The following is a 21,918-nucleotide window of genomic DNA, read 5'->3' as shown; positions in this document are numbered from 1 at the left end:
CCTGGGCGCCGCCGGTGTAACGGCGAGCACGAAGGTCGACGCCACGTTCAACGGGGGCCGTTGCCGCGGTCGCGCGGACGATCCTCGCGTCCCCCAGCGCCACCTCCGGTAAGGCATTCGATGGAGCTGACCGTGAACCTGTACCCCCTGCGCCCCGAATGCCCCGACCAGTGCCGGCTGGCCGACAACCCGGCCGAGGCGCTGCCGCGCGCGGAGTCGGACATCGTCGCGGCCGAGCACGCCGTTGAGGCGGACCGGTTGTACGCGTGACATACCAGGACACTTACGACACGTACGCCACCGGCCGCCGGATCGGGACACCCTCCCCGTACGGCGGCCGTTCGGCTGCCCCGCCACCGCCACCGCCACCACCGCCGCCGGGCGTGCCGCGCCGCGGCCCCGGCGGCCGGCGGGCTCTCACCGGGCTGTTCTGGCTCGGCCTGGCCGCCGCGGTGCTGCCCTGGTGGCTGGCCACCCCGGACGGCTCGTTGACGGGGACGACCGACGTGCTCACCGCCGCCGGCCGGATCACCGGCCTGGTCGCCGGCTACCTGCTGCTGGTCCAGGTGCTGATGATGAGCCGGCTCGGCGTGCTGGAGCGCTGGATCGGTGGTGAGCGCCTCTCCCGGGTGCACCGGGATCTCGGCGCCACCCTGCTCGTGGCGGTCCTGGCCCACCTGGCGCTGCTCGTGGTCGGTTACGCCGGGTTGGAGAAGAAGTCCGTTCTCGGCGAGGTCGGCTCCCTGCTGAGCGACTACGAGGACATGGTCTCCGCGTTCGTGGCCGCCGGGATCATGGTGGCGGTGGGCCTGACGGCGATCCGGGCGGTCCGCCGGCGCCTGCCGTACGAACTCTGGTACCACCTGCACCTGACCAGCTACCTCGCGCTGCTGCTCGGCTACGGCCACCAGTTCAGCAACGGCGCGCAGCTCCACGAGCCCGGGCCGGTGCGCACCGGCTGGGTCGCGGCGTACCTGCTGGTCGTGGCCGCGCTGGGGTGGGGCCGGGTGATCGCCCCGATGCACTTCAACCTGCGGCACCGGCTGCGGGTCGCCGACGTCGTGGCGGAGGCCCCGGACACCATCTCGATCTACCTGACCGGACACCGGCTCAACCAGATCGACCTGCTCGGCGGGCAGTACTTCCGCTGGCGCTTCCTCAACCCCGGCTGCTGGTGGCAGTCACACCCGTTCTCGCTCTCCGCGGCCGGCAACGGCCGCTGGCTGCGACTCACCGTCAAGGTCGTCGGCGGGCACACCGCCGAGCTGCGGGAGCTGGATCCCGGCACCCGGGTCTGGGCCGAGGGCCCCTTCGGCACCTTCACCGCGGCGCACCGGACCAGGGCGCGGGCGCTGCTGATCGCCGGGGGCAGCGGCATCGCCCCGCTCCGGGCGATCCTGGAGGAGCTGCCGCCCGGCGCCGCGGTGATCTACCGCGCCCGGACCCCGGCCGACGTGCTCCTGCACCACGAACTGGACTGGCTGGCCCAGGCCCGACACGCCTCGGTCTGGTACGTGCTCGGCTCCCGGCACGACCCGGGCCCCCGCCAGGTGATGCACCCCGAGGGGCTGCGCCGGTTGGTGCCCGACCTGACCCGCCGGGACGTCTACCTCTGCGGGCCGGGCGGCCTGGTCGACGAGGCCGTCCAGGTGCTGCGCCGGGCCGGCGTCCCCCGGCGGCAGATCCACCTGGCCATCTTCGAGCTGTAGAAAGGTCTACCTGCGATGCGTCGCGCGCTCCTCGCGATCACCGGCCTGGCCGCCAGCACCACCGCGCTGGTGGTGCTCAAGGGCTCGCCCGGCACCGGCCAGGCCGCCCAGGACCTGCCCGCTGCCGAGGCGCCCGTCGCTCCCGGCGGAGGGCCCGCGTCCGGCCCCACCCCGGGCGTCGCCGGTGGCTCGGCCGGGCCGGGCGGGTCGGCGAGGCCGAGCGCCAGGCCCGGCGCGAGCCGGACCGCCGGCGCGAAGACCAGCCCCACCGCCCGGACGACCACCGCCGCGCCGCAGACCACCACCAGCGCGCCGAAGACCACCACCCGGACGGTCACCGGCCCGGTGGTCAGCTACAAGTACGGCTCACTCCAGGTGCGGATCACGCTCAACGGCACTCGGATCGTCGACGCCGTCGGCCTCGGCATGCCGCAGGAGGGGCAGTCCGGCCTGCGCAGCGACGACGTGCAGGCCCGGTACAGCGGCACCTCCGGCGAGGTGGTCGCCAGGCAGAGCGCCAACCTCGACACCGTCTCCGGGGCGACCTACACCAGCACCGCGTACAAGCGGTCGCTCCAGGCTGCCATCGACAAGGCGTGACGGGGGTGGCCCCCGGTGCGCGGCCCGGCCTGCGCCGGGTCGAGCAGATCATGGGTACGGCGATCAGCCTCGACCTCGCCGACGACCTGCCCGCCGCGCGCCTGCACGAGCTGGCCGAGGAGACCTTCGGCTGGCTCCGCGAGGTGGACGGCCGGTTCAGTACCTACCGGGCGGACAGCGAGGTGTGCCGGCTCGACCGGGGCGAACTGCCGCTCACGGCGGCGTCGGCCGATCTGCGGGCGGTGCTGGACCGCTGTGCCGACCTGTGGCGGGAGACCGACGGCTGGTTCGACGCGTACGCCACCGGCCGGCTGGACCCGTCCGGCTACGTGAAGGGCTGGTCGGCCCAGGTCGCGTCGGACCGGCTGGTCGCCGCGGGCGCCCCGAACCACTGCCTGAACGCCGGCGGCGACGTCCGGGTGCGCGGCCGGTCGGCCACCGGTGAGCCGTGGCGGATCGGCGTGCGGCACCCCTGGGACCCGCACGCCACCTGCCTGGTGCTGACCGGCACCGACCTGGCGGTCGCCACCTCCGGCGGGTACGAGCGCGGCCACCACGTACGCGATCCGCGACGCGGCACCCCGGCCCAGGGCCTGCGCTCGGTCACGGTGGTCGGTCCCGATCTGGGGCTGGCCGACGCCTACGCCACCGCCGCCGTGGCGATGGGTCTGGCGGGCATCGGCTGGCTCGACCGCCTTCCCGACGGCTACCTGCACGCGGTGATCACCGACGACGCCCGCCTCCTCCGCTCCCGCACCCTCCCCCTGGCCCCCTGACCCGGTCCCCCCGGCCTCGCACTCCACCCTGTTGATCATGAAGTTGTCGCCCGGACACGCCGGTCCGAAGGGCGATAACTTCATGATCGACAAGATGCTGGCGCCGTCGCGCCGGCAGGGTGGAGGAAGGGTCAGCGGAGGGGGCGGTATTGGGTGGCGGGGCGGGAGCCGGTGGGGCGGGGGCGGCCGGGCCGCGCGCCCCGGGGCCGGGTGCCGCCCCAGCGGTGCGGACGGCGGTGGTGGCGTGAAGGCTCGGTGCCGCCGGTGTGGCGGGCCGCGTCGTCCCAGGACATGGTCAACCCCCGCTCTGGCGTGTGCGTCGTCACCTCGTTCAACGAGGGCGGCGCCGGGGAGGACGTTGTCGGGGAGCCGTCGCTCACCGGCCGCGCCGGGGGAGCGGGAGGTGGCCGGGCAGCAGGTCGGAGGTGAGCCTGATCCCGGCCGCCTGTAACGCCGCGATCAGCGCGTTCTGCAGCAGGTACGAGTCGGGGAGCTGCCAGCGGGCCTGCTCCGGGGCGACCGCCCAGCGGACCGTGCCCTCGGGCAGCCGGGTCGGCGGTGCCGGGATCCACGAGCCGGGGCCGTGCCGGACCACCTGGAAACAGTGCTCCAGCTCCGGGCGGAGCGGGTCGCCCGGGCGGACCAGGAACATCCAGCGACCGGTCGGGGTGACCACGACCGGCCCGCGTACGCCGATCCCGGCCGGGTGGGTGGCGACCGCGTCCAGCGCGCGCCGGCCGAGGTCGGCGGCGACCTCCAGCACGTCGAACGAGCGCCCGGTGGGCAGCAGCACCCCGTGCGGCCGTTCGCGCCACCAGGTGGCCACCCGGGCCGGGTCGGCGCTCGCCGCGTGCTCCCAGTTCTCCAGCGCGGGGTGGCAGCCGATGGTGGGACAGCCGGCCCGGCCGCACACGAAGCGGCTGTTCGCCAGGCACGCCCCCGGGGTCACCTCCCAGCCGTGCAGCGCGTAGCGGACGGCGACCCGGCGGAGCCGGACGCGTTCCAGGGGCGACAGGTGGGCCACGCGCGGTCCGACATTCCCCCACATGGTGTGCCATCCCCTCTTTGTCCTGGTTGGACGCTCCGATGTAACACGTCGAACCCCGTCACTGCTGTAACACACAGTCGTTGAGCTGACGAACGGCTGGTGCAACTTGCACGGAAACTACGAGGACTGGCCGTACGGCTGACGCACAGACTGTGCGACCAGGGAAAATCTGAATACCGACGGACCGTTGCGATCGTCGACCGGGGGAGATCAAGCCGGACGCGGGCAGGGGGAGGGATGGGGAGATGGATGAGTTGCCCATAGGCCGTCGAGTGGCATACTGGCGCAGCCGTCGCAAGATGTCCCAACAGGTCTTCGCCGACCGGCTCGGGAAGTCCAAGAGCTGGGTGGACAAGGTCGAGCGCGGCGTCCGGCGGCTGGACAAGTTCTCCGTCCTCTACGAGATCGCCGACATCCTCCAGGTCGACGTCCAACTCCTGCTCGGCAAGGACCCGGAGCGGCGTTCCGACGCCCTCAACTGCATCGACCAGGTCGAGGTCGAGGAGATCCGGGCCGCGCTGGAGCGGTACGACTCGATGAGCGCGTACTTCGACGCGGCGCCCTACCCCCCGCCGCTGGCCGACATGCGCAAGGCGGTCAACCACGCCTGGCTCACCTACCAGTACGGCCGCTACGGCATGCTCACCCGGGCCCTGCCCAAGTTGCTGCGCGACGCCCAGGCCGCCGACGCCGGCCACGGCGGCGACCAGGCCCGGGAGGCGGCCCACCTGCTCGGGCAGGTCTACCAGATCGCCTCCTCCGTCCTCCGCAAGCTCGGCGAGTGCGACCTCGCCTGGCTGGCCGCCGACCGCTCGATGGCGGTCGCCCAGCGGGCCGATGACCCCCTCCTCGCCGGCATCGCCACCACCCGCGTCTGCAACGCCCTCGTCGCCATGGGCCGCCCCCGCCCGGCGCTCGAACTCAACGTCCGGATCGCCAACCGGCTCGCCCCCGGCGGCGGCAACGACGTCACCCCGGAACGCCTCTCCGTCTACGGCATGCTGCTCCTCCAGGGCGCGATGGCCGCCGCCCGGATCGGCGACTCCGCCACCGTCGACGACCTGCTCACCGGCGCCCACGAGGCGGCCACCCTGCTCGGCGGCGACCAGAACCACTACTGGACCTCGTTCGGCCCGACCAACCTGGAGCTGCACCGGGCCGCCGCCGCGGTCGAGCTGGGCGACGGCGGCCGGGCGGTGGAGACCCACCACCGGCTCGCCGAACCGGCCTTCAACGCCCTGCTGCCCGAGCGCCGCGCGCACCACCTGCTCGACCTGGCCCGTGGGTACGCCCAGATCGGCGACGTCGCCAACGCCGGCGAGATGCTGCTGCGCGGGGACCGGCTCGCGCCGTCCGAGATCCGCTGCCGCCCGATCGCCCACGAGGTGATGTCGGACGTGCTGCGTCGCACACGGGGTGCGCCACCTCCGCCCATCGCGGAGTTGGCTGAGCACATGGGAGTTGGAGTATGAGCGAGCGAATCATCGGGCGCCGCGGGGATCCGATCGGATGAGCGGTCCGCACACCGCCAACGGGCACCGTCCGGTGCTCTACGTCATCACCTGCGGCTCGCCGATGGCCCGGAACGTCGGCCAGCTGGTCGACCTCGCCAAGCGGGACGGCTGGGACGTCTGTGTGGTGACCACGCCGGACGGCGCGAAGTTCGTGGACCGGGCCACGCTGGCCCGGCAGACCGGTCACCCGGTCCGCACCCACTACAAGAATCCCGGCGACCTGGACGTCCTGCCCCCGGCGGACGCGATGCTGGTCTGCCCCGCGACGGTCAACACGGTCAACAAGTGGGCGGCCGGCATCACCGACACGCTCGCCCTCGGGCTGCTGGTGGAGGCGCAGGGGCTCGGGGTGCCGATCGTCGCCGTCCCGTACACCAACGCCGCGATGGCCGCGCACCCGGCGTTCCTCGCCGGCCTGGCCCGGCTGCGCGAGTGGGGCGTACAGGTGCTCTTCGGCGACCACGTCGTACCGCTGCACCCGCCGGGCACCGGTGAGGGACACGTGGACGACTTCCCGTGGGCGGTCGGCCTCGCGGCGCTGCGCGGCACGCGGCGTCCGGTCGCCCCGGTCGGCTGAGCCGGACCGGAACGGGCCGACGGGGCAGCTCCCGCCGGCCCGTTCCGCCGTGCGTCGGCCGGCGCGGCCGGACATGCCACCACGAACCGCCCACCGGAGCTTCCATCCGACGCCCTGCCGGGCCCGGACGCCGGTAAGCTGGCCGCCCGTGAGCACAACCGGATCCCCGCCCACCGTCGCCGACGTGGTGGCCGCGCTGGACGGCCGCTACCCGCCCGCCTGGGCCGAGGAGTGGGACCGGGTCGGCCTGGTGCTCGGCGAGCCCACCACCCCGGTCCGCCGGGTCGCCTGCGTGGTCGACGTGGTCCCGGAGACGGTGGACGAGGCGCTCGCCGCCGGGGCCGACATGATCGTCGCGCACCACCCGCTGCTGCTGCGCGGCGTCTCCTCGGTCGCCGCCACCACGTACAAGGGGCGGATCGTCCACCGGTTGATCAAGGCGGACGTGGCCCTGTACGTGGCGCACACCAACGCCGACGTGGCCGACCCCGGCGTCTCGGACGCCCTCGCCGCCCGGTTCGGGCTGACCGGGCTGCGCCCGTTGCACCGCCCGCGTCCCGGTTCGCCGGCCGACGGTCCGGGGCGCGGGATCGGCCGGATCGGCGAGCTGTCCACCCCGATGACCCTCGGCGAGTTGACCCGGCACGCGGCGCTCGTGCTCCCCTACACGGTCTGGGGGGTTCGCGCCGCCGGCGATCCCGGGCGTATGGTTCGTACCCTCGCCGTCAGCGGCGGGTCGGGGGACAGCTTCCTCGCCGAGGCCACCGCCGCCGGGGTGGACGCCTTCCTCACCGCCGACCTGCGCCACCACCCCGCCGGTGAGCACCTCGCCGCCGGTGGCCCGGCCCTGCTGGACGTCGCCCACTGGGCGACCGAACGACCCTGGCTGGACGACCTGGCCGCCCACCTCCGGGACGAGCTGGGCGTCGAGACCGTGGTGTCCGACCTGGACACCGACCCGTGGACCGTGCACGCCGCCGCGCCCCGACCGGACGACAAGGAGTCCCGACCGTGAAGGCTGACCCGAAGGTGCAGCGCCGCCTGCTCGACCTGCAGGCGATCGACACCGCCCTCGCCCAGCTCGCCCACCGCCGCCGGACGCTGCCGGAGCTGGCCGAGCTGGAGGCCCTCGCGCGGGAGCTCTCCGCGCTCGAGGACGAGCGGGTCCGCGCCCAGGTCGCCGTCGACGACCTGGACCGGGACATCGCCCGGCTGGAGAAGGACATCGACCAGGTGCGCGCCCGTAAGAGCAAGGACGAGGCCCGGCTGGCCTCGGGCAGCGGCCCGGCCCGGGAGCTGGAGGCGCTCCAGCACGAGCTGGTCTCGCTGAACCGCCGGCAGGGCGACCTGGAGGACGCCGAGCTGGAGCTGATGGAGCAGCGGGAGACCGCCCAGGGCGTCCTCGACGGCGTCGAGCGGCGGATCGCCGAGGCCCGGGACCGGCGGGAGGCCGCCGAGCAGCGCCGCGCGGAGAGCCTGGCCGAGATCGCCAAGGAGGAGGAGTTCAAGCGCAGCGCCCGGCAGCCGCTCGCCGGCGACCTCCCGGCCGACCTGGTCGCCCTCTACGACCGGATCCGCGAGGACACCGGGCTCGGCGCCGCGCTGCTCACCGGCGCCCGCTGCGGCGGCTGCCGGCTGGAGCTCTCCGGCGCCGACCTGGCCCGGATCCGCAAGGCCGCCCCGGACGACGTGGTCCGCTGCGAGGAGTGCCGGCGGATCATGGTCCGGACCAGCGAGTCGGGGCTGTAGTCGTCGTGGCGGTGCGGGCGGTCGTCGTGGAGGCCGACGGCGGGTCCCGGGGCAACCCGGGGCCGGCCGGCTACGGCGCGGTGGTCCGGGACCCGGAGACCGGCGAGGTGCTGGCCGAGCGCTCCGCGGCGATCGGCACCACCACCAACAACGTCGCCGAGTACCGCGGCCTGATCGCCGGGCTGGAGGCCGCCGCCGAGCTGGGCGCGGTCGAGGTCGAGGCGCGGATGGACTCCAAGCTGGTGGTCGAGCAGATGTGCGGCCGCTGGCAGATCAAGCACCCGGGGCTGCGCCCGCTCGCCGCGCAGGCGGCCGGCCTGGTCGGCCGGTTCGACAGCGTACGGTTCAGCTGGGTGCCCCGGGAGCGCAACAAGCACGCGGACGCCCTGGCCAACGCAGCGATGGACGTCGCCGCCGGCAAGGCCCCGGCCCGGCCGGCCGTGGAGTCGCCGCGGATCGTGGAGCCGCCGCGCGAGGTGGCCGCTCCGGACTCGGCCGCCCGCGCCGCCGCCCGCGAGGTGGCCGCCCGGGCCGCCACCGACCGGGCCACCGGCACCGACCCGGCCACCACGCCCGCCTCCTGGGAGCCGCGCCCCACGGAGGAGGCCACCCGGCTGATCCTGGTCCGGCACGGCGAGACCGAGCGGACCGTGCAGAAGCGCTACTCGGGCCGCGGGGACGTCCCGCTCACCGACCGGGGCCGGGCGCAGGCCCGGGCCACCGCCGCCCGGGTGGCCGCCCTGGCGCCGTCGGTCGCGGCCGTGGTCAGTTCGCCGCTGTCCCGGTGCACGGCGACCGCCGAGGCGATCGCCGCGCTGGTCGGCAACCCTCCGGTACGCCCCGACGACGACCTGATCGAGTGCGACTTCGGGGTCTGGGAGGGGCGCACCTTCGCCGAGGTACGCGAGGGCTGGGCCGGCGAGCTGGACGCCTGGCTCGCCTCCACCCGGGTCGCCCCGCCGCAGGGCGAATCGTTCACCGCGGTCGCCGAGCGGACCAGCCGGGCGGTCGAGCGGCTGCGTACGGCGTACCCGGGGGAGACCGTCGTGGTGGTCTCCCACGTCTCGCCGATCAAGCTGGTGCTGCGCGACGCGCTGGCGGCCGGCGACGCCTTCCTGCACCGCCTCTACCTGGACACCGCGGGCGTTTCGGTGCTGGACCTCTATCCCGACGGCGGCGTCGCCGTCCGCTCGGTGAACGACACCGCGCACCTCGCCGACCTCTGATTTTCCTGCCGCCCAACCCCCGGTGATCGCCGTTCGGCGCACGCGGGCCGCCGCTCGGCGCAACGGCGTCGTCCGACCGAACGTGACCCCGTTCACAGGGCCGTAGCCTCCGGCCGTCACAAGGCAAGTTACGACTTCCCGGAGGTGTGTCACATGGCTGCACCAGAACCGGAGGCGCCGACAACGGCGCGATCCAGGGCGAAGGACCACAGCCCCTGGAACTGGTTGCTCTTCATACCGATCGTGGTGCCGCTGATCCCGGCCTTCTTCAACGCCGACTCACCCCGGCTGTTCGGGTTCCCGCGTTTCTACTGGCTGCAACTGGCCTGGATCATCCTCGGCGTGGCCACCACCACGCTGGTCTACCAGATGACCAAGAAGCGGGGTGACCGGTGATGCGGGCCCACCTCACTGAGATCATCGTCTTCACCGTCCTCTTCCTGCTGGTCAGCGCGATGGGTTTCGTGGCGGCCCGGTGGCGGGCGCCGCGCGACATGGCGCACCTGGACGAGTGGGGGCTGGGCGGCCGCAGCTTCGGCGGCTGGATCACCTGGTTCCTGGTCGGCGGTGACCTCTACACGGCGTACACGTTCGTGGCGGTGCCGGCGCTGATCTTCGGGGCCGGCGCGGCCGGCTTCTTCGCCGTGCCGTACACGATCGTCATCTACCCGATGGTGTTCCTGGTGCTCTGCCGGCTCTGGTCGGTGTCGCACCGGCACGGCTTCGTCACCCCGGCCGACTTCGTGCGCAACCGGTTCGACTCGCCGATCCTGGCGCTGCTGGTGGCGATCACCGGCATCGTGGCGACGATGCCGTACATCGCGTTGCAACTGGTCGGCATCGAGGCGGTGCTCAAGACGATGGGCGTCACCGGGGAGAGCGCGCTCGCCCGGCACCTGCCGATCATCATCGCGTTCGCCATCCTCGCGGCCTACACGTACCAGTCCGGGCTGCGCGCGCCGGCGCTGATCGCGTTCGTCAAGGACTCGCTGATCTACATCGTGATCCTGGTGGCGGTCCTCTACCTGCCGTACAAGCTCGGCGGGTGGGGCCACATCTTCGACGCGGCAGACGCGAAGTTCAAGGCGAGTCCGGCACCTGGCGACGGGATCCTGCTCAACGCCAACAACCAGCTCCAGTACGTCACCCTGGCGTTCGGCTCGGCGCTGGCGCTCTTCCTCTACCCGCACAGCATCACCGGCGTGCTGGCCAGTCGGAACCGGGACGTGATCAAGCGGAACATGTCCGCGCTGCCGGCGTACAGCCTGCTGCTCGGCCTGATCGCGCTGCTCGGCTACATGGCCATCGCGGCGGGCGTGAAGCCGCTGCCGGGCGCCAAGGCCGGCAGCGTCGACGGCAACACGGTGGTGCCGCTGCTGTTCGACAAGCAGTTCCCGGACTGGTTCGCGGGCGTGGCGTACGCGGCCATCGGCATCGGCGCGCTGGTGCCGGCGGCGATCATGTCGATCGCGGCGGCGAACCTGTTCACCCGCAACATCTACAAGGAGTACCTGAAGCGGGACGCCACCCCGGCGCAGGAGGCGAACGTCTCGAAGATCACCTCGCTGGTCGTGAAGATCGGCGCGGTGGCCTGCATCGTCTTCCTCGACCCGCAGTTCTCCATCGACCTGCAGCTCATCGGCGGCGTGATCATCCTCCAGACGCTGCCGGCGGTGGCGCTGGGCCTCTACACCCGCTGGTTCCACCGGGGCGCGCTGATCGCGGGCTGGGTGGCCGGCATGGGCCTGGGCATGTGGATGCTCTACCAGGTCGCGAACCCGGCCACCGGCAAGAAGCACTTCGCCGGATCGGCCTTCCCGCTCTCCGAGTTCGGCTTCGACACCAAGAAGACGATCTACGTGGGGATCGTGGCCGTGCTGGTCAACCTCGCGGTGGCCGCGCTGCTCACCCTGGTGCTGCGGGCGGCGAAGGTGGCCGACGGGGTGGACGGGACCACCCCGGACGACTACTTCGCCGACGAGGGCGACCCGCGGGTCACCCCCGGCCCCGACCGCGACGCGGACTCCGCCCGGGAGCCCGTCGCCTGAGTGGTAAGGAAGGGCCCCCTGTTAACGCCTTGCGTTGTACAGGGGGCCCTTCCTAACGCCCGCGCCGCGGGTCAGCGGCGCCGGTTCCGTGCGTCCAGGGCCTCGTTGAGCCGGTGCAGCAGGTCGGCGAGGGTCTCCCGGTCGTCGGGGGACCAGGCGCCGAGGATGTCGCCGTAGAGGCGCGTGCGGGCGGCCTGGACCGCCGCCATCCGCTGGAGGCCGGCGGGGGTCGGCGAGATCACCGTCCCGCGCCCGTCGGCCGGGTCGGGAGTACGCGCGATCAGCCCGTCCCGCTGCATCGCGGAGACCTGCCGGGTGACCGTGGAGCCGTCCAGGTTCAGCCGGGCGGCCAGGGCCGAGACGTTCTGCGGGCCGGCCTTGTCCAGGTGCCGCAGGATCACGTACGCGGCCCGGTCCAGCACCCGGTGCTCGGCCGTGCCGCTGGCCCGGCGGGTGGCCTCGCCCAGCCGGAGGAGCAGCGCGACCTCGGTCTCGATCCGGCCGAGTGTGACGTCTTCCGTGTTGGCGTCGTCCCTCATAGCTGTATGATACAACCGATTTACCTGTACGATACAGCTATCTGGGAGGTTGCGGAGTGGATCGGCGTTCCGAGCCCAACCGCAGTGCCATCTACGCCACCACGCTGGTGGCCTTCCTCGCCATCGCCGGCATCGCCGTGGTGGACCCGATCCTGCCGGCCATCGGCGAGGCGATCGGAGTCACCGCCTGGCAGGTCGAGCTGCTCTTCACCGCGTACATCGCGGTGATGGCGGTCGGCATGATCCCGGCGACCCTGGCCAGCGGGAAGTTCGGTTTCAAACCCGTGCTGATCACCGGCGTCTCGGTGGTCGGCCTGGCCGCGATCCTCGCGTCGTTCAGCAACGACATCGTGCAGCTCTCCGTGCTGCGCGGCGTCTGGGGGCTGGGCAACGCGATGTTCTTCGCCACCGCCATGGTGGTGCTGGTCAACCTCGCCAACGACCGGGAATGGGTGGTCGGCCTCTTCGAGACCGCGCTCGGCCTCGGGTTCGCCGTCGGCCCGCTGATCGGCGGCCTGCTCGGCGAGGTGAGCTGGCGACTGCCCTTCTTCGTCTGCGGCGTCTTCATGGTCCTGGCCCTCGCCGTCGCCTCGCGCAAGCTCCGCGAGCCGGCCCGCAAGCAGGCCCCCGTACGCGTCGGCCAGATCTTCTCCACCTACCGCAAGCCGGCGTTCATCACCCTCTGCGTGGTCACCGCCGCCTACAACTTCGTGTTCTTCGTGGTGCTCGGCTACACGCCGCTGTACCTGCACCTCGACGTCATCCCGCTGGGGCTGGCGTTCACCGGCTGGGGCCTCGGCCTGGCCGCCGGCATCCTGGTGATCGGCCACCGGCTGGCCCACCGGATCGGCGCGGTGCAGACCGTCGGCGTCGCCATCGCCGGCCTGCTGGTCTGCATGGTCCTCTTCGCCACCTCCACCGGGACCGCCATGTCGCTGGTGGTGCTGGTGCTCGCCGGCCTGTTCATGGGCCTGGCCAACGCCAACCTCACCGACCTGGCGCTCGGCCTCGGCTCCAGCGACCGCCGCGTCGCCACCGGCGCGTTCAACCTGGTCCGCTGGGGTGCCGCCGCGCCCGCCCCGATCATCTCCGGCAAGCTCGCCGAGCACGGGCTGGCCCTGCCGTTCTGGGTCGGCTTCGGGGTGCTCGCCGTCGGTGTGCTGGTCTACCTCGCCTTCGCGCACGTGATGGCCGCCGGCTACGGCGAGCGGGTGCTCTGGTCCCGGTGGAACTCGGCCGCCCGGCGCAACGAGCACGCCCCGGAGGAGCCGGTCGGCGAGGCGTACTGACCTTCCCCTCCTGGTGGGCGGACCGCCCGGCGCGGCAATGCGCCGGGCGGTCCGCTGTCCGGGGAAGGTCAGCGCAGGGCGCGCCAGAGCAGGTAGAGGCCGATGGTGGTGCCGAACACCACGATGAGGGTCTTCAGCACCACCGGCGGGAGCCGGCGGACCAGCCGGGCGCCCGCGTACCCGCCGACCAGGGTGGCCGGCGCGACCACCGCGACCGCCGCCCAGTCCACCGGGCCGAAGAGCGCGAACACCACCAGGGTGGTCAGCCCCACCAGCGCCGAGAGCAGGTTCTTGATGGCGCTCACCCGGGCCAGGGTGGTGTCCAGCACCAGGGCCAGCCCGGCCACCAGCATCACCCCGAGCGCCGCGCCGAAGTAACCGCCGTACACCGCGCCGAGCCCGACCATGGCCTGCACGGTGACGGTACGGCGGCGCGGGCTGAGGTCGGCCGGATGGCCGACCAGCCGACGCAGCGGATCCTGGAACGCCAGCACGGCGGTCGCGCCCAGCACCAGGAACGGCACCACCAGCTCGAACGCCCGCGCCGGGGTGGCCAGCAGCAGCACGCAGCCGATCAGCGTGCCCACGATCGTGGTCGGCACCAGCGACGCCACCCGCCGGACCGGCGGCAGGTCCGTCCGGCTGCCCGCCACACTGGCCACGTAGCCGGGGAAGACCGACACCGAGTTGGTGACGTTCGCCGGGACCGGGGGCAGGCCGGTGGCGATCAGCGCCGGGAAGGTGATGAGGGATCCGCCCCCGGCCACCGCGTTCACCGTGCCCGCGGCGAGACCGGCGGCGAGCAGGAGCGCGGCGTCGGAGAGGTTCATGATCCCCAGAGGCTAGTACGACCCGGCCGGAACTCAACTTTTCGCTACCCTGCCGCGTCGTTCCCATCGACCGGGCCTGACGAAGGGAGCGAGCCGTGCATCGTCACGACAGGGGGCCGACCGGTGGATGACCCGGAGTTCCGCGAGTTCGTCGAGGTCCGCTACGCCGACCTGCTGCGCACCGCGTACCTGTTGACGGGCAGCCGCGACGCCGCCCAGGACCTGGTGCACGAGGCACTGCTCAAGGTGATGCGGCACTGGCGGCGGGTCGACGAGCCGATGGCGTACGTGCGCCGGGCGATGGTGAACGAGCGGACCAGCCGCTGGCGCCGCGTCGGGCTGCGGGAACTGCTCACCTCGACGGTCCCGGATCGGGCCGGCCCCGACAGCACCGACGGCGTGGTCGTGCGGGACGAGTTGCTCGCCGCGCTGGACCGCCTGCCGGCCCGGATGCGCACGGTGCTGGTGCTGCGCTACTGGGAGGACCTGCCGGAGGCGGAGGTGGCGGCGGCGATGGGCTGTTCCGTCGGGACGGTGAAGAGCCAGGCGGCCCGCGGGCTGGCCCGGCTGCGGGAGGTGCTGGCCGGATCGCGGCCGCGGGTGGCCGGCGGGTTGCTGGGGGAGCGGGCATGAGCGTGGACGAACTGCGGGCAGGGCTGGCCCGGATCGCCGACACGGTGGTGCCGGACCCCGATCCGTACGAGCGACTGATGCGCCACGCGCGGCGGCGCCGGCGGCGCCGGTTCGCGGGCCTCGGGGCGGCGGTGGCCGCGATCCTGGTGGCGGCGCTGGGTGGTCCGGCGGCGCTCACCGGGGCGGGCCTGCGGCCGGTGGTGGACGACTCCCGGATCGGGCACGGCCACCCGATCGACTCACCGTGGAGTTGGCGTCTGATCGACTCACCGACCCGGGGGAGCCTGGCCGGGGACGCGGCCTTCGTCGCCGAGGTGCGGCGCCTCTTCGACCAGCAGCGGGCCGAGGTGCGGATGGCCGCGGACCTGCCCACGGTGAAGGTGCTCTACGCCGACGAGTCCGCCGGGTTCCGGCAGGTGGTGCTGGCCTACCACTCGGCGACGGCGGCGGCCCTGGTGACCCGGGAGGGCCCGGTCGGCGCGTCACCGGCCCGGCTGCTGCGGGGCGACGGGCTGAGCAACGGGCGGGTCGACCCGTTCAGCCTCCTCACCGCCGTCTCGGGGACGCCCGGTGCGCAGAAGCAGTGGCTGCTCGGGCTGGCCCCGGCCGGCTGCCGCGTCTCCCTGGGCCGGCCCGCGTACCCCGGCGATCTCGGGCTGCGACGGCAGTGGCAGGCCGTCCCCACCGACGGCTACGTCCTGGTCGACGAGGCGTCGGCCGACGGCTGGTGGCGGGTCGAGTGCGACGGACAGGTCCGGCAGGCGGGGCCGATCTGGTTCGCCGATCCGGACGGCCCCGACGGAACGTATCCGGACGACGGCCGGTGGGCGCCGGGCGCCGAACCGCCCAACCCCACGGTGGCCCGGCAGGCCGGGCGGATGTATGCGGCGCTCGCCCGCCAGTCCGGCCTGGTCGACGCGGCGCAGCCGGTGATCCGGTGGTCCGGCCGGCTCAGCACCGCGGAGGGCGAGGCGGTGCTGCTCGCCGCACCGGGGAAGGGGCCGACCCTGCTTCAGTTGGGCGACACCGGGAGCGATCCGCTGCTGGCCCTCGCCACGGCCCGGGACCCGGCCCCGGCCGACCCCGCGCCGCCCGCTGGCCCGCTGCGGCCGCCGCTGGTGGCCACCGGCTACGCCGTGGCGCACGACCTGCTGGCGGTCCGGCGGCCGGGCCGCGACGGCGACCGTGCGGTGCTCACCGACAAGTTGCTGGTGGTGCCCGGCAGGGGTGTGACCCGCATCGAGGCGGTGGCCGCCGGGACGGTTCTGGTGAGCGCGCCGGTGATCGGCGGGAGCGCACTGCTCACCCTGCGCGTCGGGAGCCCGGTCATCCTGCGCGGGCTCGACGGGGAGGGCGTGGTGCGCTCCTCCGGCACGCTGCAGGAACCGGCCACCGGAGAGCGGATCTTCAACGAGCCGATCGTGTCGAACTGGTGACGGATGTCCGGGAACGGGGGCGGCGTGCCCCCGTTCCCGGGTCGGAAATGGGCGGGGCGGGCCCGTCGTTAGGATGAGTGCGCGACGGACGAGTCGACCGGGCGGTCGCGTCGACGGGCTGCGGCCCGTCGCCGAGGAACGTCCGGACTCCACAGGGCAGGGTGGTTGCTAACGGCAACCCGGGGTGACCCGCGGGACAGTGCCACAGAAAACAGACCGCCGGCCCTAAACGGGACGGTAAGGGTGAAACGGTGGGGTAAGAGCCCACCAGCATCCCGGGTGACCGGGATGGCTCGGTAAACCCCACCCGGAGCAAGGCCAAGAAAGGGCCGTCACCGCACGATGACGACCCGCGCAGACGCTTGAGGGCTGCCCGCCCGATGTCTGCGGGTAGGCCGCTGGAGCCTGCCGGCGACGGTAGGCCGAGATGGATGGCCGCCGCCGACGCGCCTACGGGCCGCGTCGGTCACAGAATCCGGCGTACAGGTCGACTCGTCCGTCGCCCACCAGCTCAGAGCCACGATCAAGGCTCTGAGCTGGTCCTATCTTCAGGTGTCTGTCACGGGACATGCTTGACGCAGGGGCGCACATCGCGGCATGGCCGGACCGCCGGCGATGGGTTGCCACGCCCCGTAGTGATCGGATCGCGGGAGATGCGGACGTCTGGGCGTCCCCTTTGGCTGGAGCGAGCTTGTCCTATCCCTGTGGTCTGATCCCGTCATGCATGTCGTCGTCACAGGCGCACTCGTCGAAAACGGCGCGGTCCTGCTAGTACACCGCAGGCCGACCAAACGGGCATACCCAGATGTCTGGGATCTGCCCGGGGGGCAGGTCGAAGCGGGTGAGTCGGAACTACAAGCCCTCGCGCGTGAGATGCACGAGGAGCTCGGTGTTCACATTGTGGCGGAGTCCGCTTCACGGTTGGGCGTCTTGCATGACGGCAGTGGTGAGGACGCCGTTCACGTGGGCGTCTGGCAAATCGGAGACTGGGTTGGCTCTCCGACCAACCGTGCACCTGACGAGCATGACGACATCGCATGGGTCGGGATCAGCGAGCTGGGTGGCCTTCCCCTCGTGCATGGCGTCTTGGCGGCACTGGTTCGTTCTCTGCCTGAGTTTGAGTGCGCCCGCAGGCACGCAGATGTCACCGGCTGTAACCAGGACGACCGAGGAACCAAGGCCGACTGTCGCGCATGCGCTGGGACGGATTCGTCAAGCAGGTGGTGAGACAGGCCGGCAGCCGGCGGTTGGTACGTACGTTCGACTGAGCTGCTGCGTACGTGGTCGCTGGTGGAACTGCGCTTGGGGTCGCATCGGCCGGCGCAATATCTGGCTGCTCTCGGACGGCCGGCTTTGGTGGGTACGTGGCCGCCGCGGCGGTGACGACGGGCGGGAAGTCTTGTACGACTTCACCGATGAAGCATCCGCCCGAGCGATGGTCAACCGAATGATGAAGACCTCGGCCGGCACCTGGCGGGATCTCACCGAGGCAATCCGGCAGGAGCCCAATCGCCGGCAGGCTCACTAGCGGCCCCTAGCTGATGTTCAACTGCGGCCTCGCCTGCTCGGACGCCACCGGAACCAGTAGCCGAGCCTGTCGACCCGGTAGTGGGCGCCGGCATCGAACCGCAGCTCGCCCGCAAGCAGGCGTGCGTCGTCCGGCACCTGGCGGTACGGCGCCAGCAGCAGGTCCAGTTCGTCGTAACGGGCGTCGATCCCGCCCTGGCCAGGATGGCTCTCCGGCCCCTCCGTCCCCGCCTCATAACGCTCGTTCCACCTGGCGAAGATCGCCCACTGCTCGCGCTCCAGTTCCACCGCAGCCGCGCTTGCGGGCCAGACGCGGTACTCGTCGGCTTCATCGGTGTGGTCGTAGTCGAGGCCCTGGAAGTAGTGGGGCTTCCCGTTGATGTCGGCGAGGCCGGCGCGAGGTCCGTCGTACCACTCCAACTCGGCGTACACACGCTCGAAGCCGTCTGCGATCAGCTGTCGTTCGTCCCAGGTCTCCGCCACGCGGGCAGGGTACCGACGAGCGGCCTCGGCATCCATGATCACGATCTACGGCTGGAGTACGCACGGGTCCGGCCTGTTAGGTGTGAGCGGTCTGGCCGGTGCCTCCCTAGGTTGACCGCATGGCCCAGCTCGTCAACGTCGCCCAGCAGATGGCTCGCAGCAAACTTGAGGCGGCGTTACCGCAACGGTGGAGCCACGTCCATGCGGTGGTCCGTCGCCCACCAGGCCAGCCGCCGTCAATTGGTGGCTGGCCTGCTGTTTTTTCGGCCCACCGGCGTTCCGCGCCGCGCCTGGACGGCGTCCCAGGCGGCCAGGGCGACCAGCACGACGGTGGCGAGGCCGGCGAGAAGCAGTGGCGGCCCGATCAGGCCGATCGGTGTCAGGGCCACCAGCGCGCCGATCGCGATCAGCCGGGGCCTGGACAGCTCGCCGAGCACCGCCCAGAGGAACAGCACGTGGCCGGCCAGGAAGAGGGCCGGTCCGGCCAGCACGTTGGTGATCGAGGGCGCGGTCGGGTGGCCGGTCGGGTGGGCGATGGTCAGCTCGTCCCCGACGGCGGTGGCGATGATGCCGGCGACCATCGGCAGGTGCAGGTACGAGTACGCCGACCGGCCGAGCCGGCCCGGGTCGGGGGACTCGTCGATGACCCTGCCGGCCGCCTCCGCGACGCGGTCGAAGTAGATCCACCAGAGCGCCACGCTGCCGAGGAACGCGTTCACCAGGGCGAGCAGGTGGACCGTGTCGTTCGGCTCCGCGCCGAGCGCCGTACCGGTGCGCAACAGGGACTCGCCCAGCGCGATGAGGATGAACAGCTGGACGCGTTCGGCCAGGTGCCAGCCGGTGATCGGCCAGTCCGCCGGGGTGGACCGCCCCAGCCCGGGGAAATAGAAGCCGAGGATGCCGCCGAGGTACGTGGCGGCCACGGCGGCGCCCCAGAGGGCGACCCGGGCCGAACCGTGGACCAGCCCGCCGGCCACCCAGAGCGTGCCGGAGATCGCTGCCCAGGCCACCAGGCGCTGGAAGGTCGGCCGCAGCCTGAGTCGGGCCCGACGCGCGTCCGGCGACTCGGGTGCCGACCCGGACAGCCAGCCCCGTACGCCTGCCGGCCGGCTCAGGGCGACGACGCCGAAGGCCGTTCGGCCCACCTGGATCGCCGCGTACGCCCCGGCGACCCACCTGCCCCCGTCGCCGTACGCCTCGGGCAGCGACGCGGACACGATCAGGCTGAGCAGCATGATCCCGAACAGCATCAGCCGCACGCTCAACCGGTCCGGGTCGAACCAGTTGGTGAACCAGGCGGTGTCGAGCCACGCCCACCAGAGCGGGAGCAGCAACAGCAGGGTCTGCACCATGCCGAGCAGGGTCAGGTGACTGAGCAGGAGCTGGGTCAACTGGGTGATGGCGAGGATGTAGATGAGGTCGAAGAACAGTTCCGCCTTGGTCACCCGGCGACGGGTCGTGGGACCCCGCAACACCCCTGTGCCGTGCACCGCCACGGGACCCCTCTCCGGCTGCTGGTCCGACCCTGCCTCCCGCACCAGCATCGGACGCGGTCACGGGATCGAGCCGCGGTTCCGGGAAAGCGACCGCGGGTGGCGCGCCCGGCCCGACGGTCCGCCAGGAGTGCGTTGTTGCAGGTCACTGGCATCTGCAGCGTTGTCGCGCCGGGGTCCGGGCGCATATCGTCGCGTCGCCACGGGAACGCATCCGGCCGGGTGAAGGGGGAGCGGTGCACGATCACGAGCACGACCACGGACACGGCCATCACCACGGCGGCCGGCTCGCCGCCCGGTGGCATCGGCTGCGCCACGCCGCCGTGCCGCACACACACGACTCGCGGGCGAAGGTCGACCCGGCGCTGGAGTCCTCCCGGGACGGTCTGCGGGCGCTGTGGATCTCGCTGGTCGGCCTCGGGATCACCGCGCTCGCCCAGGCGGTCATCGTGGCGCTGTCCGGCTCGGTCGCCCTGCTGGGGGACACCCTGCACAACGTCGCCGACGCGTTGACCGCCGTACCGTTGGGGGTCGCCTTCCTGCTGGGCCGCCGCGCCGCCAGCCGTGCCTACACCTACGGCTACGGCCGGGCCGAGGACCTCGCCGGCATCGTCATCGTCGTGATCGTCGCCGCGTCCGCCGTCGCCGCCGCCTGGACCGCCGTGGACCGGCTCCTGCGCCCGGCCGAGGTGACCCACCTGCCGTGGGTGGCCGCCGCCGGCCTCGTCGGCTTCGTCGGCAACGAGCTGGTCGCCCGCTACCGCATCCGGGTCGGCCGCCGCATCGGCTCCGCCGCCCTGGTCGCCGACGGCCTGCACGCCCGTACCGACGGCTACACCTCGCTCGCGGTGCTCGCCGCCGCCGGGGGCGCCGCCCTCGGCTGGCGCTGGGCCGACCCGGTCGTCGGCCTGGTCATCGCGGTCGCCATCACGTTCGTCCTCAGGGACGCCGCGCGGGAGGTCTACCGGCGGCTCATGGACGCCGTCGACCCCGACCTGGTCGACCAGGCCGAAACCACGCTGCGCGGCGTCGACGGCGTCCAGGACGTGGCGGCGGTGCGGCTCCGCTGGATCGGCCACCGGCTGCACGCCGAAGCCGAACTCGTGGTGGCCGCCGACCTCAGCCTGGTCGCGGCGCACGAGATCGCCGCCGACGCCGAGCACCAGCTCACCCACGCGGTGCCGAGGCTGACCAGCGCCACCGTGCACACCGACCCGGACAGCCACCCCGGTGGGCACCACCACACCGACCTGTCCCACCGGCGCCGACAGGCCACCTCGGACGGCTGATCTTCGGCACCCGCCGCCGGTCCGGCCGGGATCGGTCGGTCAGGCGGCAGTGGTGGACGGTAGGCGGAGCTCTGGGAGGTCCAGCCAGGACGCCAGCGCCGCCAACTCCTCGTGCACTGCCGCGGTGACCTCCGGGGTGAACGGGACGTCCTCATGGATCGCGTCCACCCGGAGCGCCTTGGCCTTCCGGTCGGCCGTCGCGTCCACCTTGCCGACCAGCCGGTCGTGGTGCAGCACCGGCAGGGCGAAGTAGCCCCAGCGTCGCTGCGCCTTCGGCACGTACATCTCCAGGCGGTACTCGAAGTCGAAGAGCTCCAGGGCCCGCTTGCGGTCGTGCACCAGCCGGTCGAAGGGGGAGAGCAGAGCGGTACGCCCGGCGAACGGGGCACCGTCGAGCGCCGCCGGGTCGACCCGCCAGGGGCCGGACGTACCCTCGATCTCCGCCGGCTCGCCGGCCGCGCCGACGACGAGGGGGCGGGCGACGCCGAGCGAGCGGAGCATCCGTTCGTCGCGGGCCCGGCGGGCGTCCTCGGCGGGGACGACCGGCGTGCCGGGCGGGTAGACCCGCTCGGCCAGGTCCCAGGTCCGCTGTCGCCCGACCCGGCCGGCGATGGCGATCTCGCCGCGGGCGGCGAGGAACTCCAGCATCTGGGTGACGTTGCGGTTGTTGGTCCAGCCGGTGGACGGCCACGGCACCACGCTGCGGTCCGGCACGTCCCGGCTGAGCAGCGGCCCGGAGTCGCGCAGCAGGTCGAGCACGTACCGGCGGAACGCGTCGTTGGCGGCCAGCCAGTCGCGGCGGCGGGCGTCCTCCGGCCAGGCCGCCATGTCGGCCAGGTGCAGCCCCAGGTCGGTCATCGGGCGCACCATCGCCCGGTGCTCGAACAGGGCGCGCTCGTCCTCCAGCGCCCGGGTCAGCTGCTCCGGCCGGTATCCGGCGCCGAGCCGGGTCCAGGCGACCAGGTCCGCGTTGGGCGCCACAGCGGCGGTCGGGTCGAGCTGCAGGAAGGTCAGCCGGTCCACCACCGCCAGCAGGTCGGTGGGGCGCAGCGCGTCGAGGAGTTGGGCGCGGACGGCGATGCGGCGGGCGGTGGCGCGGTCGAGCCGGTGCGGTGCCATGCGGGGAGGCTACTGCCGGCACCCGACAACCAC

At 73.0% G+C, this 21,918-nt stretch carries 21 protein-coding genes, 1 other RNA gene and 1 pseudogene; 17 read left to right on the top strand and 6 right to left on the bottom strand.

Going from position 1 to position 21,918, the window contains the following annotated elements; genetic code table 11:
- The first annotated feature begins 132 nt into the window (after window positions 1–132).
- Genes ACGFI9_RS34020 through ACGFI9_RS34005 form a run of 4 tightly spaced genes read left to right on the top strand, consistent with a single transcriptional unit; the run spans window position 133 to window position 3,085 of the window.
- Window positions 133–270 carry a hypothetical protein gene (locus tag ACGFI9_RS34020; RefSeq protein ID WP_393184629.1) on the top strand — a complete coding sequence of 46 codons (138 nt, stop codon included), beginning with the start codon at window positions 133–135 and terminating at the stop codon, window positions 268–270.
- Entirely contained in the window at window positions 267–1,709 is a 1,443-nt protein-coding gene (locus ACGFI9_RS34015; RefSeq protein WP_393184627.1) for a ferric reductase-like transmembrane domain-containing protein, read from the top strand. Before ACGFI9_RS34020 ends, ACGFI9_RS34015 begins: the two co-directional genes overlap by 4 nt.
- A gap of 15 nt (window positions 1,710–1,724) precedes the next feature.
- The gene (locus ACGFI9_RS34010; protein ID WP_393184625.1) at window positions 1,725–2,309 is read left to right on the top strand and encodes an FMN-binding protein; all 585 of its coding nucleotides are present in this window, start codon (window positions 1,725–1,727) and stop codon (window positions 2,307–2,309) included.
- Between the two features lie 50 nt (window positions 2,310–2,359).
- Window positions 2,360–3,085 (top strand): FAD:protein FMN transferase, encoded by a 726-nt coding sequence (locus ACGFI9_RS34005; RefSeq protein WP_393184719.1) that lies wholly within the window; start codon window positions 2,360–2,362, stop codon window positions 3,083–3,085.
- A 376-nt stretch (window positions 3,086–3,461) separates the two neighbouring features.
- Here ACGFI9_RS34005 and ACGFI9_RS34000 read toward each other — a convergent pair whose 3' ends face one another.
- A complete protein-coding gene (locus ACGFI9_RS34000; RefSeq protein WP_393184623.1) occupies window positions 3,462–4,133 on the bottom strand; it encodes a bifunctional DNA primase/polymerase in 672 nt (223 codons plus the stop codon).
- 245 nt (window positions 4,134–4,378) lie between these two features.
- Between ACGFI9_RS34000 and ACGFI9_RS33995 the strand changes: the two genes are divergently transcribed.
- From ACGFI9_RS33995 to mctP, 7 genes and pseudogenes are all read left to right on the top strand, one after another.
- On the top strand, window positions 4,379–5,605 hold the full coding sequence (locus tag ACGFI9_RS33995) for a helix-turn-helix domain-containing protein (RefSeq protein ID WP_393184621.1): 1,227 nt from the start codon (window positions 4,379–4,381) through the stop codon (window positions 5,603–5,605).
- 37 nt (window positions 5,606–5,642) lie between these two features.
- A complete protein-coding gene (locus ACGFI9_RS33990) occupies window positions 5,643–6,224 on the top strand; it encodes a flavoprotein (RefSeq protein ID WP_393184619.1) in 582 nt (193 codons plus the stop codon).
- Between the two features lie 148 nt (window positions 6,225–6,372).
- Window positions 6,373–7,246, top strand: a pseudogene (locus tag ACGFI9_RS33985) (Nif3-like dinuclear metal center hexameric protein).
- Window positions 7,236–7,973: a zinc ribbon domain-containing protein gene (locus ACGFI9_RS33980; protein ID WP_393184617.1), complete on the top strand. Its 738-nt coding sequence runs from the start codon at window positions 7,236–7,238 to the stop codon at window positions 7,971–7,973. The pseudogene ACGFI9_RS33985 and the gene ACGFI9_RS33980 overlap by 11 nt, the downstream one beginning before the upstream one ends.
- A 5-nt stretch (window positions 7,974–7,978) precedes the next feature.
- Window positions 7,979–9,199 carry a bifunctional RNase H/acid phosphatase gene (locus ACGFI9_RS33975; RefSeq protein WP_393184615.1) on the top strand — a complete coding sequence of 407 codons (1,221 nt, stop codon included), beginning with the start codon at window positions 7,979–7,981 and terminating at the stop codon, window positions 9,197–9,199.
- Between the two features lie 153 nt (window positions 9,200–9,352).
- Window positions 9,353–9,595 carry a DUF3311 domain-containing protein gene (locus ACGFI9_RS33970; protein ID WP_262282281.1) on the top strand — a complete coding sequence of 81 codons (243 nt, stop codon included), beginning with the start codon at window positions 9,353–9,355 and terminating at the stop codon, window positions 9,593–9,595.
- Window positions 9,592–11,247: a monocarboxylate uptake permease MctP gene (gene mctP, locus ACGFI9_RS33965; protein WP_393184613.1), complete on the top strand. Its 1,656-nt coding sequence runs from the start codon at window positions 9,592–9,594 to the stop codon at window positions 11,245–11,247. The genes ACGFI9_RS33970 and mctP overlap by 4 nt, the downstream gene beginning before the upstream one ends.
- 71 nt (window positions 11,248–11,318) lie before the next feature.
- Here mctP and ACGFI9_RS33960 read toward each other — a convergent pair whose 3' ends face one another.
- Window positions 11,319–11,786 carry a MarR family winged helix-turn-helix transcriptional regulator gene (locus ACGFI9_RS33960; protein WP_393184611.1) on the bottom strand — a complete coding sequence of 156 codons (468 nt, stop codon included), beginning with the start codon at window positions 11,784–11,786 and terminating at the stop codon, window positions 11,319–11,321.
- 56 nt (window positions 11,787–11,842) lie between these two features.
- On the opposite strand from ACGFI9_RS33960, the gene ACGFI9_RS33955 reads away from it, so the two are divergent.
- Window positions 11,843–13,075, top strand: coding sequence for an MFS transporter (locus ACGFI9_RS33955; protein WP_393184609.1), 1,233 nt, complete (start codon window positions 11,843–11,845; stop codon window positions 13,073–13,075).
- A 68-nt stretch (window positions 13,076–13,143) separates the two neighbouring features.
- On the opposite strand, the gene ACGFI9_RS33950 is transcribed toward ACGFI9_RS33955, so the two are convergent.
- Window positions 13,144–13,905, bottom strand: coding sequence for a sulfite exporter TauE/SafE family protein (locus tag ACGFI9_RS33950; protein WP_393184608.1), 762 nt, complete (start codon window positions 13,903–13,905; stop codon window positions 13,144–13,146).
- 123 nt (window positions 13,906–14,028) lie between these two features.
- Between ACGFI9_RS33950 and ACGFI9_RS33945 the strand changes: the two genes are divergently transcribed.
- The 4 genes from ACGFI9_RS33945 (at window position 14,029) to ACGFI9_RS33930 (ending at window position 17,201) form a co-directional block, all read left to right on the top strand.
- On the top strand, window positions 14,029–14,538 hold the full coding sequence (locus ACGFI9_RS33945) for a SigE family RNA polymerase sigma factor (protein WP_393184606.1): 510 nt from the start codon (window positions 14,029–14,031) through the stop codon (window positions 14,536–14,538).
- Window positions 14,535–15,974 carry a hypothetical protein gene (locus ACGFI9_RS33940; protein WP_393184604.1) on the top strand — a complete coding sequence of 480 codons (1,440 nt, stop codon included), beginning with the start codon at window positions 14,535–14,537 and terminating at the stop codon, window positions 15,972–15,974. Before ACGFI9_RS33945 ends, ACGFI9_RS33940 begins: the two co-directional genes overlap by 4 nt.
- A gap of 89 nt (window positions 15,975–16,063) precedes the next feature.
- An RNA gene (rnpB, locus tag ACGFI9_RS33935) (RNase P RNA component class A) lies at window positions 16,064–16,473 on the top strand.
- A 221-nt stretch (window positions 16,474–16,694) separates the two neighbouring features.
- On the top strand, window positions 16,695–17,201 hold the full coding sequence (locus tag ACGFI9_RS33930; RefSeq protein ID WP_393184602.1) for an NUDIX domain-containing protein: 507 nt from the start codon (window positions 16,695–16,697) through the stop codon (window positions 17,199–17,201).
- 318 nt (window positions 17,202–17,519) lie between these two features.
- Here the strand turns inward: ACGFI9_RS33930 and ACGFI9_RS33925 are convergent, their stop codons facing one another.
- Window positions 17,520–17,984: a hypothetical protein gene (locus ACGFI9_RS33925; RefSeq protein ID WP_393184600.1), complete on the bottom strand. Its 465-nt coding sequence runs from the start codon at window positions 17,982–17,984 to the stop codon at window positions 17,520–17,522.
- Between the two features lie 236 nt (window positions 17,985–18,220).
- The gene (locus tag ACGFI9_RS33920; protein WP_393184598.1) at window positions 18,221–19,429 is read right to left on the bottom strand and encodes a low temperature requirement protein A; all 1,209 of its coding nucleotides are present in this window, start codon (window positions 19,427–19,429) and stop codon (window positions 18,221–18,223) included.
- 284 nt (window positions 19,430–19,713) lie between these two features.
- Here ACGFI9_RS33920 and ACGFI9_RS33915 point away from each other — a divergent pair, with 284 nt between their 5' ends.
- A complete protein-coding gene (locus ACGFI9_RS33915; protein WP_393184596.1) occupies window positions 19,714–20,766 on the top strand; it encodes a cation diffusion facilitator family transporter in 1,053 nt (350 codons plus the stop codon).
- 39 nt (window positions 20,767–20,805) lie between these two features.
- Here ACGFI9_RS33915 and ACGFI9_RS33910 read toward each other — a convergent pair whose 3' ends face one another.
- On the bottom strand, window positions 20,806–21,885 hold the full coding sequence (locus tag ACGFI9_RS33910) for a DNA glycosylase AlkZ-like family protein (protein WP_393184595.1): 1,080 nt from the start codon (window positions 21,883–21,885) through the stop codon (window positions 20,806–20,808).
- Window positions 21,886–21,918: the final 33 nt, after the last annotated feature.

It is taken from the genome of Micromonospora sp. NPDC048930 (assembly GCF_043197935.1).
Taxonomy (GTDB): Bacteria; Actinomycetota; Actinomycetes; order Mycobacteriales; family Micromonosporaceae; genus Micromonospora.
The sequence above is the reverse complement of the archived record's forward strand: the minus strand, read 5'-3'. Positions and strand labels throughout refer to the sequence as shown.

Bases quoted from the DNA above. Each gene is read 5' to 3' on its own strand.
- ACGFI9_RS34000 (WP_393184623.1), bottom strand. From the start codon at position 4,133: ATGTGGGGGAATGTCGGACCGCGCGTGGCCCACCTGTCGCCCCTGGAA.
- ACGFI9_RS34010 (WP_393184625.1), top strand. From the start codon at position 1,725: ATGCGTCGCGCGCTCCTCGCGATCACCGGCCTGGCCGCCAGCACCACC.
- ACGFI9_RS33960 (WP_393184611.1), bottom strand. From the start codon at position 11,786: ATGAGGGACGACGCCAACACGGAAGACGTCACACTCGGCCGGATCGAG.
- ACGFI9_RS33950 (WP_393184608.1), bottom strand. From the start codon at position 13,905: ATGAACCTCTCCGACGCCGCGCTCCTGCTCGCCGCCGGTCTCGCCGCG.
- ACGFI9_RS33995 (WP_393184621.1), top strand. From the start codon at position 4,379: ATGGATGAGTTGCCCATAGGCCGTCGAGTGGCATACTGGCGCAGCCGT.
- ACGFI9_RS33970 (WP_262282281.1), top strand. From the start codon at position 9,353: ATGGCTGCACCAGAACCGGAGGCGCCGACAACGGCGCGATCCAGGGCG.
- ACGFI9_RS33940 (WP_393184604.1), top strand. From the start codon at position 14,535: ATGAGCGTGGACGAACTGCGGGCAGGGCTGGCCCGGATCGCCGACACG.
- ACGFI9_RS33930 (WP_393184602.1), top strand. From the start codon at position 16,695: ATGCATGTCGTCGTCACAGGCGCACTCGTCGAAAACGGCGCGGTCCTG.
- ACGFI9_RS34005 (WP_393184719.1), top strand. From the start codon at position 2,360: ATGGGTACGGCGATCAGCCTCGACCTCGCCGACGACCTGCCCGCCGCG.
- ACGFI9_RS33990 (WP_393184619.1), top strand. From the start codon at position 5,643: ATGAGCGGTCCGCACACCGCCAACGGGCACCGTCCGGTGCTCTACGTC.
- ACGFI9_RS33910 (WP_393184595.1), bottom strand. From the start codon at position 21,885: ATGGCACCGCACCGGCTCGACCGCGCCACCGCCCGCCGCATCGCCGTC.